We start from the raw sequence: 15,247 nt of genomic DNA, 5'->3' as shown, positions 1-15,247 counted from the left end.
CCGGAGCCAGAACGGGCCGGTTCACGATTTTTTAACCCGTTTGCTATTGCATTGCAACATGTGCCGGCCATGGCGGTGCCTGCCTGCCGCCGGTCGCCAGCCATCGATGCCCGGTAGAATCGTCGGTTTCCCGTGCTGAGCCGTGCCCACGCCATGACCGACGCCTCCTCCGCCCTGACCCGCCACTATGCCGAGGAACTGGACGCCATCCGCGCCCAGGGCCTGTTCAAGTCCGAGCGGATCATCACCAGTCCGCAATCGGCCGAGATCACGCTGGCCGATGGCCGCAAGGTGCTGAACTTCTGCGCCAACAACTACCTGGGCCTGGCCGATCATCCCGACCTGATCCAGGCCGCCAAGGATGCTCTGGATACCCACGGCTTCGGCATGGCCTCGGTGCGCTTCATCTGCGGCACCCAGGACCTGCACAAGCAGCTCGAGAAACAGATCGCCGATTTCTTCGGCAAGCAGGACACCATCCTGTATGCGGCCTGCTTCGATGCGAACGGCGGCCTGTTCGAGCCGCTGCTCGGCGAGAACGATGCGATCATCTCGGACGCACTGAACCACGCATCGATCATCGACGGTGTGCGCCTGTGCAAGGCCAAGCGCTTCCGCTACGCCAACTGCGACATGGCCGACCTGGAAGCGCAGCTGCAGGCCGCCGACGCCGCCGGCTGCAGGACCAAGCTGATCACCACCGACGGCGTGTTCTCGATGGACGGCTTCATTGCACCGCTGGACGAGATCACCGCGCTCGCGAAGAAGTACAACGCGCTGGTGCACATCGACGAATGCCATGCCACGGGTTTCCTGGGCGCCACCGGTCGTGGCTCGGCCGAAGTGAAGGGTGTGCTGGAAAAGATCGACATCATCACCGGCACTCTGGGCAAGGCCATGGGGGGCGCACTGGGCGGCTTCACCTGCGCCAGCGCCGAAGTGATCGAACTGCTGCGCCAGCGCTCGCGCCCGTACCTGTTCTCCAACTCGCTGCCGCCGCATGTGGTCGCCGCCGGCATCAAGGCCTTCGAGATGCTGGCTGCCGCCGACGACCTGCGCGACCGGTTGGCCGAGAACACCGCGTACTTCCGCGGGAAGATGACCGCCGCCGGCTTTGACGTGAAGCCGGGCGTGCATCCGATCAGCCCGGTGATGCTGTACGACGCACCGTTGGCGCAGAAGTTCGCCGAGCGCCTGCTCGAGGAAGGCATCTATGCGATCGGCTTCTTCTTCCCGGTGGTGCCCAAGGGACAGGCACGTATCCGCACCCAGATCAGCGCCGCGCACAGCCGCGAGCAGCTGGACCGCGCGATCGACGCCTTCTCCCGCATCGGCGTCGAGCTGGGCGTGATCAAGGGTTGATGATGCCCGGGGTCGGATCCCTTTGCGCAGGAAAGGGCTCTGACCCCAGCACCCAAAAGCGTGCCGACCAAGGTCGGCACCTACCAGGGGCGTAGCGCGCCGCCCTGCGTCATTTCTTCTTTTTCTTCTTGTCCTTCGGCTCATCCTTGCTGGCCACCACGACCGGTTTGGCGGCAGCGTCCTGGGTATTGCCACGGGCGACGCGGATGCCATTGGCCTTCATCCATGCATCGAACTCGTCGGCGGTCATCTTCCTGTCACCGTCGCTCATCAGGAAGCGGTAACTGCCGCGACCATCCAGTTCCGGGGTTTTCACTTCCACCACCGGGGTTTCGGCAGGCGTTTCCGTCTTGGCCATTTTCTTGTGGCCACCGCAGGCGGCCAGCAGCACGATCGGCAGCAGCAGGCCGGCACAGCGCAGGGTTCGGTTGAGGGACGAGTGGTACATGGGCAGGCTCCGTTCGGGATTTCGACGACCAGGCGCCCCCTACGCCTGGAACGGTGACCGGCATCCGCCGGCCGCGGGCATGACGCTCAGCCCGGTGCAGCGGCCCCCAGCCGCTGCTGGTCATTGACCTCCAGCATCCGCCACTGGCCCTTGCCGAGATCGTCGAGCGCCAGGTCGCCGATCGCGACCCGGACCAGGCGCAGCACCTGCAGGTCGAAGGCCGCCAGCAGGCGGCGGATGTGGCGGTTGCGGCCCTCGTCGAGGACCACCTCCAGCCACGCGGTCTTGTCGCCGCTGCGCAGCACGCGCACGGCCCGGGCGGCCAGGAATTCACCCTCGTCGTCCACCCCGGCCTGCAGCGCCGCCAGCGTGGCCGCATCGGGCAGGCGATCGATCTGCACGTGGTAGGTCTTGTCCGGCCCGGTCTGCGGATCGGTCAGGCGCGCCGCCCACTGCGGATCGTTGCTGAACAGCAACAGGCCCTCACTGGCCTTGTCCAGCCGGCCGACCGGCGCGATCCAGGGCAGGCCGGCGCCGTCGAAGCAGCGGTATACGGTGTCACGGCCGCGCTCGTCCTGCGCGGTGGTCACCACCCCGCGCGGCTTGTTGAGCATCAGGTAAAGCCGCTGCGGCGGCGCCAGCGGCAGGCCATCGACCTCGATGGGAGGTGCCGGGCTGCCGATCGGAAACTCCGGGTCACGGACGATGCGGCCGGAGACGCGCACGCGGCCCTCGGCGATCCAGCGCGCGGCTTCGCTGCGCGAGCACACGCCGGCCTTGGAGAGCACACGCGCCAGGCCATGGCGCACACCCTTGGATGCATCCGGATCCGCGCGCCCACGCAGGACGTGGGAGCGGGCGGCGGGGGCGGCAGGTGGGCGGCGCGTACGCAAGCCTCTGCTCCCCGCGACGGTTACTTCTTATCGACCGGCTTGGTCTCAGCCGGTGCTTCGGCCGCGGCCGGGGTGGCCACCGGTGCCGGGCGCGCCTTGACCACGCGGACGCCACGCGCCTTCATCCAGGCATCGAATTCCTCGGCGGTCATGCGCTTGCCGTTCTGGCTCATGTCGAAGCGCCACGGCGTATTGTCGAATTCGGTCTGCGGCTTGTACGCCGCTGGATCGTTCGGCTTCACCGCCGGCGCGCTCGGAATCGCCTTGGCGATGTTCTGGCAGCCGTCGATGCGCAGGCGCTGCAGCACCTGGTCCAGCGACTGCGAAGGATCGTAGCTGCTGCTCAGCACACCGGCCGGCATGCCCAGCTGGTTGCCACGGATGTACAGCTCGTCGGCCACCGGCGCGATGGTCGTGGCCGGCAGCGGCAGCGGCGAAGCGCTGGTATTGACCGAGCAATCGACCGCAGCGTGAGCGGCAGGAACCAGGGCCAGCGCCAGGACGGCGGCCGATGCAGAGCGCAGCATGAGAGGCATCCACGGAAGGAAGGTGACGCGGCGAGTGTAGCAATGCGGCGACAGCTTTCAAGCGCCACTTTCAATGAATGCGCCAACTCATTGGTTTTTTGGACAAAAAGCCGACAAACGGTTGGTCCATCAAGGCCCGTTCCGGCTTTTCCCGCCGCAGAAACAACAAGACCCGGCCGAAGCCGGGTCCTGCTGTGTCTTGCGGGCGAAACGTCAGAACTTAGTTCTGGACGTTCAGCTCGGTACGACGGTTCTTGGCGCGACCTTCCGGATTGTCCGAACCATCCGGGTTGGTGTTCGGAGCAATCGGACGGCTCTCGCCGTAGCCGATCGGGCCGACCAGACGCGAAGCGTCCACGCCGTTCTTGGTCAGGTAGTTGTACACCGCGGTGGCGCGGCGCTCCGACAGCTTCTGGTTGTAAGCGTCGGTACCCTTCGAGTCGGTGTGACCGGCGACTTCAACGCGCAGATCCGGGTAACGCTTCAGGATCTCGGTGGCTTCGCTCAGGATGGCCACGGCGTCCGGACGCAGGTTCGACTTGTCGAAGTCGAAGTTCACGCCCTTCAGGTCGATCGAGACCGGCACCGGGCAACCGTCCGGACCGATGGTCTGACCCGGCTGCGAGTTCGGGCACTTGTCGTCGCAGTTGTTGACGCCGTCACCGTCGTCATCCAGGTCGGCGCAGCTCGGGGCAACCGGAGCCGGAGCCGGAGCAGCCGCGACCGGAGCCGGGCCCAGCGGGATCACGACGCCGACCGAAGCCAGCACGTCGCCGAACCAGTCTTCGCTGGCAGCGTGGTAGCTCTTGTCGTCGAAGTCAGCGCGGTAGGCCACTTCGGCGCGGACAGCAACGCGCTTGTCGAAGGTGGTCTGCAGGCCGACGCCGAGCTTGGCGGCAACGTTGCCGTCCTTGCGCTCACGCGGACCATTGACGCTGATCGCCGGGTACTCTTCTTCCGACTTCTGGTAGCCCAGGCCACCGACGATGTACGGGTTCCAGCCGCGGCCTTCCTTGATGAAGTGGCGACGCAGGTCCAGCGAGATGCCGTACTGCGACCAGTTCAGGTCCTGATTGCTGTCGAAGTTCGGGTTCTGGTAGTTCAGCTCACCGTCCAGCGACCAGTTCGGGCTGATGAACTTACCCAGGCCCAGGGTCACGAACGGAGCGTCGTTGGTCAGACGGTCGCTGTCCTGGAAGTTGAAGCCGGCCGAACCGGTCAGGTACCAGCGGTCATCGAACTCCTGCGCAGAAGCAGCCTGGGCGAAAGCCAGACCACCCAGCAGCGCGGCAGTAAGGATCTTCTTGTTCATTGAGTACAGCTCCTATTTCGGGGGTATGAAACCGGTAGAGGCATGGGCCAGCACTACTGCGTCGATGTTCAGACAGCCGATTCAGCACGCCACCGCCGCGAACATTATGCTCAGGCGGGTGAAGGCCATGTTAACAGTCCCGTAACATGTGAAGTGTTGCGCCCGACCGGCCACCGGTCCGACGTTGAAACCCTATACAGGATGATGAAAATCCGCAAGACCCTCACCCCATAAGGGTTTGACGGTGTTTAGGCAACGCAGGCGACATTCTGCGGAACGCGCGGCGAAGGAGATTCAGCGCGCCCCCGGAAACGTGAGGAACCTTATGATGAAAAGGGAAACCGAGCCGGAGCCGAGATGAAAGCCGTCGCCCTGAGTCGTGAATCCGCCCCCGCCCTGCAGGATCTCCGGCTGCCGCCGCCGCTGCCGCCAGCCGGCCGCGATCTGCTGGTCCGCGTGCAGGCGGTTTCGATCAATCCGGTCGACGGCAAGCAGCGTGCCGCCACCGATCCGGCCACGCTGGACACGCCGCGGGTGCTCGGCTGGGATGCGGCGGGCGTGGTCGAGGCCATCGGCGAGGACGCCCGCCTGTTCGCCTCCGGCGACGAGGTCTACTACGCCGGCGATGTCACCCGCTCCGGCTGCAATGCCCAGTATCAGCTGGTGGATGAGCGGCTGGTCGCACGCAAGCCCACCACGCTGGATTTCGCCGAGGCAGCGGCGCTGCCGCTGACCACGCTGACCGCATGGGAGCTGCTGTTCGAGCGCATGCCGCTGCATCTGGATGACCGCCGCCACGCCGGGCAGCACCTGCTGGTGATCGGCGGCGCCGGCGGCGTCGGCTCGATGGCCATCCAGCTGGCCCGCCATGCCGGCTTCACGGTCATTGCCACCGCCTCCCGCGAGCAGTCGGCCGACTGGTGCCGGCAGATGGGCGCCCATCACGTGATCGACCATCGCCAGCCATTGCAGCCGCAGCTGCAGGCACTGGGCGTCAGCGCCGTGCAGATCGCGCTCAACCTGGCCGACACCGATCACTACTGGGATGAACTGGGCCAGCTGCTGGCGCCGCAGGGGCACGTCGGGCTGATCGTCGAACCCCGTGGCGCGCTGCGCATCGGCGACCCGTACAAGGCCAAATGCATCGGCATCCACTGGGAATTCATGTTCGCGCGATCGCGCTTCGATACCGCCGACCGCATCGAGCAGCACCGCATCCTGAGCCGCGCCGCGAGCATGATCGATGCAGGCCAGCTGCGTGGCACGCTCAGCGAGACACTCGGCACGATCAATGCCGCCAACCTGCAGGCGGCGCATGAGCGGCTGGCCAGCGGCCGCACGCTGGGCAAGCTGGCCCTGGCAGGCTGGGACGACTGACGCGCGCGCTGTGGCGCAGGATTCACCCGGATCTGTATCTATGGAAGCTGGCGATTCGGGATTACGGTGGAGACAGATTCCCTCCCCCCGAGCGCTCCCATGCCCACTGCCCTGCCCCTGCGCCTGCTGCAACTGATCGTCGGCCTGTTCCTGTACGGCTTTGGCGCCTCGCTGATGATCCGTGCCGCGATCGGTGTCGCGCCCTGGGACGTGCTGTCACAGGGCGTCGCGGCGCAGACCCCGCTGTCCTTCGGCCTGGCCACGAACGTGATCGGCGCGCTGGTCCTGCTGCTGTGGTGGCCCCTGCGGCAGAAGCCGGGCGTCGGCACCGTGCTCAACGTGCTGCTGATCGGTCCGTCCGCGCAGTTTGGCCTGTGGCTGTTGCCGCCGGCTGTCGGCCTGGTCTGGCAGGTGGCGATGTTCGGTGCCGGCATGCTGCTGGTGGCACTGGCCACCGGCCTGTACATCGGCGCGCGGCTCGGCCCCGGCCCGCGCGACGGGCTGATGACCGGCCTGCATGCCCGCACCGGCTGGCCGATCTGGAAGGTGCGCAGCCTGATCGAAGGCAGCGTCCTGCTGCTGGGCTGGTGGCTGGGAGGCAACGTGGGCGTCGGCACCCTGGCCTTTGCGCTGCTGATCGGCCCGCTGTGCGGGGTGACGCTGGGCTGGTTCGGCATCGGCCGGCCCCTGCCGGCGGGTGGCGCCGGGCCACGCCCGGCGAGCGCGCAGCGCGGCCACGGGTAGCCGCATCGCCGGGCATGGCCCGGCGCTACCGATTCGCCCGCCCCTTGCCCCGACCGCCGTTTCGCGGCACGCTTCGCGCTTCCGTACGCAAGCGTATCGACCATGTCGCCAGCCAACGAAAGCGCCTATCCCCACCTGTTCGCCCCGCTCGATCTGGGCTTCACCCAGCTGCGCAACCGGGTGCTGATGGGTTCGATGCATACCGGGCTGGAAGATCGCGCGCGCGATTTCCCGCGCCTGGCCGCCTACTTCGCCGAGCGCGCCGAAGGCGGCGTCGGCCTGATCGTCACCGGCGGCTTCGCCCCCAACGTGGTCGGCTGGCTCAAACCCTTCGGCGGCAAGCTGTCCTGGCCCTGGGAAGTGCGTCCGCACCGGCAACTGACGGCCGCCGCCCACCAGCATGGCGCGAAGATCTGTCTGCAGCTGCTGCACGCCGGCCGCTATGCCTACCACCCCCTGTCGGTGGCGCCCTCGAAGCTCAAGGCGCCGATCAATCCGTTCACCCCGCGCGCACTGTCGGCCAGCGGCGTCGAACGGCACATCGCCGATTACGCGCGCAGCGCCAGGCTGGCACGCGAAGCCGGCTACGACGGTGTCGAAGTGATGGGCTCGGAGGGATACCTCATCAACGAGTTCATCGCCCCCCGCACCAACACGCGCACGGACCGCTGGGGCGGTGATGCCTCCCAGCGCATGCGCTTCGCGGTGGAGATCGTGCGCCGCATCCGCGAAGCCTGCGGCCCGGATTTCATCATCATCTACCGGCTGTCACTGGTGGATCTGGTTGAGGACGGCAGCAACTGGGAGGAAATCGTGCAGCAGGCGCAGGCCATCGAGGCCGCGGGCGCGACGATCATCAATTCCGGCATCGGCTGGCACGAGGCGCGCATTCCCACCATCGCCACCTCGGTGCCCCGCGCCGCCTTCGCCGGGGTCACCGCCAAGCTGAAGCCGCATGTGGCGGTGCCGCTGGTGGCGACCAACCGCATCAACATGCCCGAGGTTGCCGAGCGCATTCTCGCCGACGGCGGTGCGGACATGGTGTCGCTTGCGCGCCCGCTGCTGGCCGACCCGCAATGGCCGAACAAGGCGCGCGCCGGCCGGACCGACACGATCAACACGTGCATCGCCTGCAACCAGGCATGCCTGGATCACGTCTTCGAGAACAAGCTGGCCAGTTGCCTGGTCAATCCGCGGGCCGCGCACGAAACCGAACTGGTCTACCGCCCGACGTCCACACCGAAGCGGGTGGCGGTGGTGGGCGCGGGCCCGGCCGGCCTGGCCTGCGCCACGGTGGCCGCCGAGCGCGGTCACCAGGTCACCCTGTTCGACGCCAGCGACGAGATCGGCGGCCAGTTCAATGTGGCCAAGCGCATCCCGGGCAAGGAAGAGTTCCACGAGACGCTGCGCTATTTCCGCCACAAGCTGCAGGACACCGGCGTGCAGCTGCGCCTGGGTACCCGGGCAGATGCGACCTGTCTGGCCGGCTTCGACGAGGTCGTGCTGGCGACCGGCATCACGCCGCGCCGGGTCGACTTCCCCGGCGCGGACCACGCCAAGGTCGTCAGCTACCTGGACGTGCTGCAGGGCCGGGTCGAGGTGGGCGCCAGCGCGGCCATCATCGGTGCCGGCGGCATCGGCTTCGATGTCGGGGAATTCCTCAGCCACGAGGGCCCATCGCCGTCGCTGGACCCGCAGCGCTGGATGGCCGAATGGGGGGTGGACGCCACCTTCGAGGCCCGCGGCTCGCTGGCCCGTCCGCAGGTGGACGCTTCGCCACGCCGGCTGTGGCTGCTGCAGCGCAGCCCCGGCAAGCCGGGTGCGCGCCTGGGCAAGACCACCGGTTGGATCCATCGCGCCACGCTGAAGGCCAAGGGCGTGCGGATGCTGGGCGGCGTCGAGTATCTCGGCGTGGACGACCAGGGGCTGCGCATCCGCGTGGAAGGCAGCGAACAGCTGCTGCCGGTGGATCATGTGGTGATCTGTGCAGGGCAGGAACCGAACCGCGCGCTGCAGGCCGAACTGCAGGCGGCGGGCATCAGCGCACAGCTGATCGGCGGTGCCGATGTGGCCGCCGAACTGGACGCCAAACGCGCCATCGATCAGGGCAGCCGGGTGGCAGCCGCCCTTTGATCCACACCTGAATGGGCGGCGGGAATGTGATTTCCGTCACCCGCCTCGAAGCTGAATGTCAAGCTGGGCGATTCATGATGCGTTCGGCCAGCCCCCCCTACCTTGCGCCAACTTTCCGCTCACCACCCAGTTTCCGGTGAGCCGGTGCGGCCCTCCCGGATCGTTCATCGATCCTCTTTTCCCGGGCCGCCCACGGGGCGGCCCCGATGGCCGCCTCCCCATGACGCCAAGTCGTACCCCGCCTCCTGCCCTCTCTTCGGCCGGAACCCCGTGGTGCGGCCCATACGGAGCAAGGAGTTATATGAAACTGGCCTGGATTCTCTGGCTGTCGCAGTTGCTGCCCCAGCCGGCGGCTGATTCATTGTGTTTGAGCACCACCGTGTACCTGGAAGCCCGCGACCAGACCCTGCGCGGCCAGCAGGCCGTGGCCGAAGTGGCACTGCGCCGCCTCGACAGCGGCCTGTGGGGAGACTCGATGTGCCAGGTGGTGACCGCACGCAAGCAGTTCGCCCCGACCATCGTCTCCCCCGGCACCCAGCTGGGCAACGACGCGGCCTGGAGCGAGGCCATGAGCGTGGCCTTCGATGCGGAGCGCAACTGGGCGCTGCCGGCCGGCGAGCGCCGCGAGATCGTCCCCGGTGCCAGCCATTTCGCCGCCCTGGCCATCGCCAGCCCGAACTGGCGCAATGCCTACCAGGTGGCCACCATCGGTGATCACACCTTCTATAAGGTGCAGAACCTCAAGCCCCGGCAGTCGTAACGAACTGTTGCCGGCGGCAGCGTTGCCGCGCGCCGGCAGCCTCTGGGATAGTGGGCGATTCCCGCACACCCCGCCTGGAGTTCCCATGAAGCTGTACAGCAAGCCCGGTGCCTGCTCCACCGCCGACCACATCGCCCTGCAGTGGACCGGCCAGCCGTTCGAGGTCGAACTGCTCGACAAGGACACCCTGAAGGGGCCGGAATTCCTCAAGATCAACCCGGCCGGCTCGGTTCCGGCGCTGGTCGATGGCGACTTCATCCTGCTGCAGAACGCGGCCATCATGGGCTACATCGCCGACCGCTTCCCGCAGGCCGGCCTGGCCGGCGACGGCAGCCCGCGCCAGCGTGCCGAGGCCACCCGCTGGCTGGCCTTCGTCAACTCCGATGTGCACCCGGCGTTCTCGCCGCTGTTCGCACCGGGCAAGTTCATAGGCGATGAGAGCCAGTACGACGCGATCCGCGCGGCCGCCCGGAAGCGCCTGCGCGGCCTGTTCGAGACGGCCGACCGGCAGCTGGCGGACAAGCCCTGGCTGGCCGGTTTCCGCAGCTTCGCCGACCCGTACTTCTACATCACCCTGCGCTGGGCAGCCGGCGCCAAGGTCGACCTGTCGGGGCTGGATCATCTGGCCGCCTACAAGGCGCGCATGGACGCCGATGCCGGCGTACAGGCCGCACTGAAGGCCGAAGGCCTGGCCTGACCGCACACGGAGCCGCCGGCAGCGCAGGCGGCTCCGATCCGGCGTCCCGGCCCGGCGCCGGGCATCGCCGGCGCCCCGTGTCCACCGTTCAACCGATCTCGCGGATCACGGCACCCTTGGCGTCACGCAGCAGCGTCGGCACCACCTCGACCTGCAGCTGACCGCCCAGCGGGTAGATCCCGCGCTCGGCACGCACGTCCTGCCACGCCTGGACCCCCTGTGCATCCAATGCCCAGCGCGCGCTGTCGGCATCGACGTCGTTGGCGCCGCCGCCCGCAGCCGGGGTGAACTCCCATTGGCGCTCACGGCTGACCAGCACCAGTGATGCGCCATGGTGCAGGCGCAGCGGCAGCAGCTCGCGCACGCTCGGCACCTGGCCGGCGCCGAGCACCAGCGTGGTCACGCCCGAGACCTGTCGCCAGTCCAGCGTTTCAATGAACAACATGCCGGTGCTGGAACCCTCCCGCGCACTGCCCGCCTGCACCTGCGCCGCCAGTGCCGGATCATCCAGCAGGTCGCCCCGATGCAGATCGGTGATCCACAGGGGCATCGCCGGCTCCAGCACGTGCAGCACCCCGCGGGTCGACCAGCGTTTCACTGCAGCCATTTCCCCATCCGTCAGCCCGACCAGCTGCAGGAACTGCAGGCGGCCGTTGGCCGTCTCGCGCGCCGGCAACTGCGGGTCGGCGATGAAAGCCAGATGGCGCAGGCGGGTGTCGGACTCGAGGGCAATCGGGCCGTTCGCGTCAAGGTGGTGGCCATCCTCGAACACGTTGCCGCTGCCGAACACGTAGCGCGCCAGGTTCTGCAGCAGGTTCATCGGCCATGTGGGCGGTGCCTGTTCGGCGTGCACGCCCTCGCCTGCTGCCAGACGGAAGGTCAGCTCGAATCCGTAGCCGCTTGCTTCGGCGTCACTGCTCTCCTTGGCGTACAGCTCGGACAGGCCATAGGTGATGTAGTGCCAGTGCGGTACCGGCGCCTCCGCACGGTAGACACTGATGCCATCGAGGGGATCCTGGCCGCCCAGCGTGTACGGCAATGCCGTTCCGAAATGCAGGGGCTCCTGGCCCGCGTACAGCGGCGCCAACGCCGCATTGATCGCGTCCCAGCCCGGGGTGTCGGTGTCGTCGTGGTCGTCCTGCACGAGAGGCTCCTGATGGGAATGAAACCATCCACTCTACGCGCTGCGTCAGGCCTGCACGACTCCGCGATCGCCGGCTGCCAGCGATGCCTGCGTTTCCTGCCACCAGCGCTGTGCCAGTGCCGGGCTGCGTGCCTTGCCTACCGCCGCCAGCAGTTCCGGGCACAGGCGCTCCAGGGCCGAGGCATCGGTGCAGCGCTCGATCTTCAACTGCATGAAGTAGCCCTTCAGCCCGAGGTGGCGCCGCACGGCTTCGCTCATCGCCTCGTACAGCTGCTGATACAGCGCCGGGTCCTGTTCGCGACCATTGCTGAGGCCAGCGACCGGCACCGCATCGGCGCTGCCCCCCACCACTTCGATCAGCTCCATCGCGGCCAGCTGTTCCAGCGCATCGGGTGGCGCCCGCAGTCCTTCGAGCAGACTGCGCAGTTCGGTGTCATCGCGGCGACCATCGACCATCAGCAGGATCGAGCGCAGCGCGGCCGGCAGGCGCCGCGCACGATCCTCGATTTCCTGGCGGCCAGCGGCCGTCTTGGCGTGCAGCAGTGCCATAGCTCCCCCGTTCCATGATGCGCATGCCTGCGCGCCCTGACGGACGCGCTCCCCGGCATCGAGCTTAACGCACCGCTGGTACGGTGAACGCTGCGGTGCAGCACCGCTGCATCCCTTGCCTCGGCCCGCTGCACGCGGCCCCGGCAATACAGGACCGGTCTAGCGTCCCAGCGCGCGGCGGATCTCCTCCAGGGCGGCCGGGTCATCCAGGGTCGACAGATCGCCGGGATCGCGCTGCTCGGCCAGCGCCTGCAGCGAGCGCCGCAGCAGTTTGCCCGAGCGCGTCTTCGGCAACGCGTTGACCACGTGCACGTGCGCCGGCCGTGCAACCGCCCCCAGCGACGTGGTCACCGTTGCCATCATCTCCGCCACCACCGGTGCAGGGTCTTCGCCCCCCAGCCCCTGCTTGAGGGTGACGAAGACCAGCGGCACCTGTCCCTTCAGTTCATCCTTCACGCCGATCACCGCGGCCTCCGCCACACGCGGGTGGCTGGAGATCGCTTCCTCGATCTCACGTGTCCCCAGGCGATGCCCGGCGACGTTGATGACATCGTCGGTACGGCCGAGGATGAAGGTGTAGCCGTCATCGTCGCGGATCGCCCAGTCCAGCGAGCTGTACAGCAGCTCCTTGAAATGGCTGAAGTAGCTCTGCAGGAAGCGGCTGTCGTCGTTCCACACCGTGCTCATGCAGCCCGGCGGCAATGGCGGGGTGACCACCAGGACTCCCTTCTGCCCGGGTGCGACTTCTTCGCCGGTGTTCTCGTCGATCACCTTCATGCGGTAACCGAGGTTGGGGAAGCCCGGCGAACCAAAGCGCACCGGCTTCATCTCCAGGCCCGGCAACAGGGTCAAGGCCGGCCAGCCGGTTTCAGTCTGCCAGTAGTTGTCGATGATCGGTTTGCCCAGCGCTTCATTGATCCAGTGCGCGGTCGGCTCATCCAGCGGTTCGCCGGCCAGGAACAGGTACTTCAACGCGCGCAGGTCGTGGCGATGGATGAAATCCGCGTCGTGCTTCTTCAGCACGCGGATCGCGGTGGGAGAGGAGAACATCGTGCGCACGTTGTACTGCTCGCACAGGGCCCACCAGATGCCCGGATCCGGATGGGTCGGCAGGCCTTCGTACAACAGCGATGTGCAACCGCCGATCAGCGGTCCATACACGTTGTAGGAATGTCCTACGGCCCAGCCGACATCGGAGGTGGAGAACATCACCTGCCCCGGCTTGCAGTCGAAGACGGTCTCCATCGACTGTGCCATCGCCACCGCGTATCCGCCCACATCACGCTGCACGCCCTTGGGCTTGCCGGTGGTGCCGGAGGTATACAGCAGATAGCTCGGCTCGCTCGCTTCCAGCCACTGCACCGGAACATCGACGGCACCGACTTCCGCGCGCAGCGTCGCGTACTCGACGTCGCGGCCCTCGATGCGCGGCTCGGCCGGATCCAGCCCGCGCGAAACGATCAGCACGTGCGGCGGTGGATGCCCGGCTTCCGCACAGGCGGCGTCCACCATCGGCTTGTAGGGAATGAGCTTGCCTCCGCGCATGCCGGCATCGGCCGCGATCAGCAGCTTGGGTCTGGCGTCATCGATGCGCAGGGCAAGGTTGTGCGCGGCGAATCCACCGAACACCACCGAGTGCACGGCCCCGATGCGCGCGCAGGCCAGCATCGCGAAGACGGCTTCGGCCATGTTCGGCATGTAGATGACCACGCGGTCGCCATGGCCGACGCCCAGGCGCTGGAGCACGGCAGCGAAGTCGTTCACTTCACGGTACAGCTGGCGGTAGGTGATCTCGCGGGTGCTGTTGGTTTCGGTGGAAATGGCCACCAGCGCGAGCTGGTCGGGCCGAGTGTCCAGATGGCGATCGACCGCGTTGTAACAGAGGTTGGTTTCGCCGCCCACATACCAGCGCCGGAACGGCGGATTGCTGTAGTCGAGCACCTGTTGCGGCGGCTTGTGCCAATGGATGCGCTTGGCTTCCTCGCCCCAGAACGCCTCCGGCTCGTCGATCGAGCGGCGGTAGGTTTCCTCGTAGTTCATGACGCAGCCCTCCCAGACGAAGTCATGGGTTCGAGCATAGTGCCGCGTTGCCGCGCGTTCCGCCCTACCTTGGTAGGGGGGTGGGTTTTCCATGCAGGGCTGCCGCCCTGCACCTGCAGAGGCAACGTCAACAGCTGGACTATTGAGGGATGGCGGGGTGGGTCCGGTTGCGGGAGACGCCGTAAACCCATCCATGGGGGCTTGGCCGCGGCATCCATGCCGCGGACACTCCCGCAACCGGACCCACCCCGCCTTCGACAGTTTCCTGCGATCTGTCGGAACGATCCGACCCAATATCTATTCCGATATCTGACAGATTTCATCCACACGTGGCGTGAATCCATCAGATCGCGGCATTCTGCCGAAGGTGGGGCGGTGTCGGAGTGCGGGGTGTCCGCGGCATGGATGCCGCGGCCAAGCCTACAGGGACGTACTTGCGGCGTCCCCGCACTCCGACACCGCCCCGCCACCCCACGGACAGCGCGCTTTTGACGTTGAATCTGACGTTGCCCTGGCTCGTAGCAGGTGCAGGGCGCAGCCCTGCCGCCCCCCTTGCCCTGCTTAGAACGGAGTGGCGGACTCGAACGCCAGCACGTCGCCCGTCACCGGGTGGGTGAAGTGCAGGCTGCGCGCATGCAGATGCACGCGCTGCGCCGGTGCGGCGCCATACAGCACATCGCCGACGATCGGATGACCCAGGCTGGCCATGTGCAGGCGCAACTGATGGCTGCGCCCGGTCACCGGCTCCAGCGCCACGCGCGTGCGCTGCGCTTCAACATCGCGGGCCAGCACGCGCCAGCGCGTCAGCGCCGGCTTGCCGTGTTCATGGTCGACCTTCTGTTTCGGCCGGTTCGGCCAGTCCACGATCAGCGGCAGATCCACTTCACCGGCATCACCTTCGATCACACCCTGCACGACGGCTTCGTAGCACTTGCCCACCCTGCGCTGCTCGAACTGCATCGACAACGCGGCCTGCGTCGTCTTGCCCCGTGCATGCAGCAGCAGACCGGAGGTGACCTGGTCCAGCCGATGCACGGTCAGCGCGTCCGGGTACAGCACCTGCAGGCGGGCCACCACGCAGTCCTGGTTCTCCGCGCTACGGCCAGGCACGGACAGCAGGCCAGCGGGCTTTTCCACCACCAGCAGCGCGTCATCGATGTAATGCAGGTGGATCATGCGGTTCTGCGGAACTCCATATGAAAACGGGGAAGCCGAAGCTTCCCCGTTTCTGTCAGCTGCGTGCCGGCCAGACCGGCACCCG

At 67.3% G+C, this 15,247-nt stretch carries 14 protein-coding genes; 6 read left to right on the top strand and 8 right to left on the bottom strand.

The window, feature by feature from the left end:
- Nucleotides 1-153: 153 nt before the first annotated feature.
- Nucleotides 154-1,362 carry a glycine C-acetyltransferase gene (gene kbl, locus AC5P76_RS14175; protein ID WP_065175932.1) on the top strand — a complete coding sequence of 403 codons (1,209 nt, stop codon included), beginning with the start codon at nt 154-156 and terminating at the stop codon, nt 1,360-1,362.
- 109 nt (nt 1,363-1,471) lie between these two features.
- Here the strand turns inward: kbl and AC5P76_RS14170 are convergent, their stop codons facing one another.
- The 4 genes from AC5P76_RS14170 to AC5P76_RS14155 all read right to left on the bottom strand — a co-directional run bounded on the left by AC5P76_RS14170 (nt 1,472) and on the right by AC5P76_RS14155 (nt 4,542).
- A complete protein-coding gene (locus AC5P76_RS14170; protein ID WP_253118860.1) occupies nt 1,472-1,810 on the bottom strand; it encodes a hypothetical protein in 339 nt (112 codons plus the stop codon).
- Nucleotides 1,811-1,896: 86 nt separating this feature from the next.
- Nucleotides 1,897-2,703, bottom strand: coding sequence for a pseudouridine synthase (locus tag AC5P76_RS14165; protein ID WP_414488243.1), 807 nt, complete (start codon nt 2,701-2,703; stop codon nt 1,897-1,899).
- A gap of 20 nt (nt 2,704-2,723) precedes the next feature.
- Nucleotides 2,724-3,230 carry a hypothetical protein gene (locus AC5P76_RS14160; protein WP_065182879.1) on the bottom strand — a complete coding sequence of 169 codons (507 nt, stop codon included), beginning with the start codon at nt 3,228-3,230 and terminating at the stop codon, nt 2,724-2,726.
- A gap of 220 nt (nt 3,231-3,450) precedes the next feature.
- Nucleotides 3,451-4,542 carry an OmpA family protein gene (locus tag AC5P76_RS14155; protein ID WP_053520027.1) on the bottom strand — a complete coding sequence of 364 codons (1,092 nt, stop codon included), beginning with the start codon at nt 4,540-4,542 and terminating at the stop codon, nt 3,451-3,453.
- 357 nt (nt 4,543-4,899) lie between these two features.
- Here AC5P76_RS14155 and AC5P76_RS14150 point away from each other — a divergent pair, with 357 nt between their 5' ends.
- From AC5P76_RS14150 to AC5P76_RS14130, 5 genes are all read left to right on the top strand, one after another.
- Nucleotides 4,900-5,919, top strand: a complete 1,020-nt coding sequence (locus AC5P76_RS14150; RefSeq protein WP_253118859.1) for a zinc-binding alcohol dehydrogenase family protein — start codon at nt 4,900-4,902, stop codon at nt 5,917-5,919.
- A gap of 99 nt (nt 5,920-6,018) precedes the next feature.
- A complete protein-coding gene (gene yczE, locus AC5P76_RS14145) occupies nt 6,019-6,663 on the top strand; it encodes a membrane protein YczE (RefSeq protein WP_065182876.1) in 645 nt (214 codons plus the stop codon).
- A 102-nt stretch (nt 6,664-6,765) separates the two neighbouring features.
- Complete coding sequence (locus AC5P76_RS14140; protein WP_253118858.1) at nt 6,766-8,796, top strand: NADPH-dependent 2,4-dienoyl-CoA reductase; 2,031 nt, start codon at nt 6,766-6,768, stop codon at nt 8,794-8,796.
- Between the two features lie 301 nt (nt 8,797-9,097).
- Nucleotides 9,098-9,556, top strand: a complete 459-nt coding sequence (locus AC5P76_RS14135; protein ID WP_053520031.1) for a cell wall hydrolase — start codon at nt 9,098-9,100, stop codon at nt 9,554-9,556.
- Nucleotides 9,557-9,641: 85 nt separating this feature from the next.
- The gene (locus AC5P76_RS14130) at nt 9,642-10,253 is read left to right on the top strand and encodes a glutathione S-transferase N-terminal domain-containing protein (RefSeq protein WP_053520032.1); all 612 of its coding nucleotides are present in this window, start codon (nt 9,642-9,644) and stop codon (nt 10,251-10,253) included.
- An 88-nt stretch (nt 10,254-10,341) separates the two neighbouring features.
- Here AC5P76_RS14130 and AC5P76_RS14125 read toward each other — a convergent pair whose 3' ends face one another.
- The 4 genes from AC5P76_RS14125 to AC5P76_RS14110 all read right to left on the bottom strand — a co-directional run bounded on the left by AC5P76_RS14125 (nt 10,342) and on the right by AC5P76_RS14110 (nt 15,162).
- Complete coding sequence (locus AC5P76_RS14125) at nt 10,342-11,397, bottom strand: suppressor of fused domain protein (protein WP_065176008.1); 1,056 nt, start codon at nt 11,395-11,397, stop codon at nt 10,342-10,344.
- 45 nt (nt 11,398-11,442) lie between these two features.
- The gene (locus tag AC5P76_RS14120; protein WP_053520034.1) at nt 11,443-11,946 is read right to left on the bottom strand and encodes a hypothetical protein; all 504 of its coding nucleotides are present in this window, start codon (nt 11,944-11,946) and stop codon (nt 11,443-11,445) included.
- 159 nt (nt 11,947-12,105) lie between these two features.
- Nucleotides 12,106-13,986: a propionate--CoA ligase gene (gene prpE / locus AC5P76_RS14115; RefSeq protein WP_065182872.1), complete on the bottom strand. Its 1,881-nt coding sequence runs from the start codon at nt 13,984-13,986 to the stop codon at nt 12,106-12,108.
- A 561-nt stretch (nt 13,987-14,547) separates the two neighbouring features.
- The gene (locus tag AC5P76_RS14110) at nt 14,548-15,162 is read right to left on the bottom strand and encodes an RluA family pseudouridine synthase (protein WP_053520334.1); all 615 of its coding nucleotides are present in this window, start codon (nt 15,160-15,162) and stop codon (nt 14,548-14,550) included.
- Nucleotides 15,163-15,247: the final 85 nt, after the last annotated feature.

The sequence above is a fragment of the Stenotrophomonas sp. YJH_SMC_36 genome (assembly GCF_059369935.1).
Note: the sequence above shows the minus strand (reverse complement) of the source record. Positions and strands in the feature narration are given on the sequence as shown.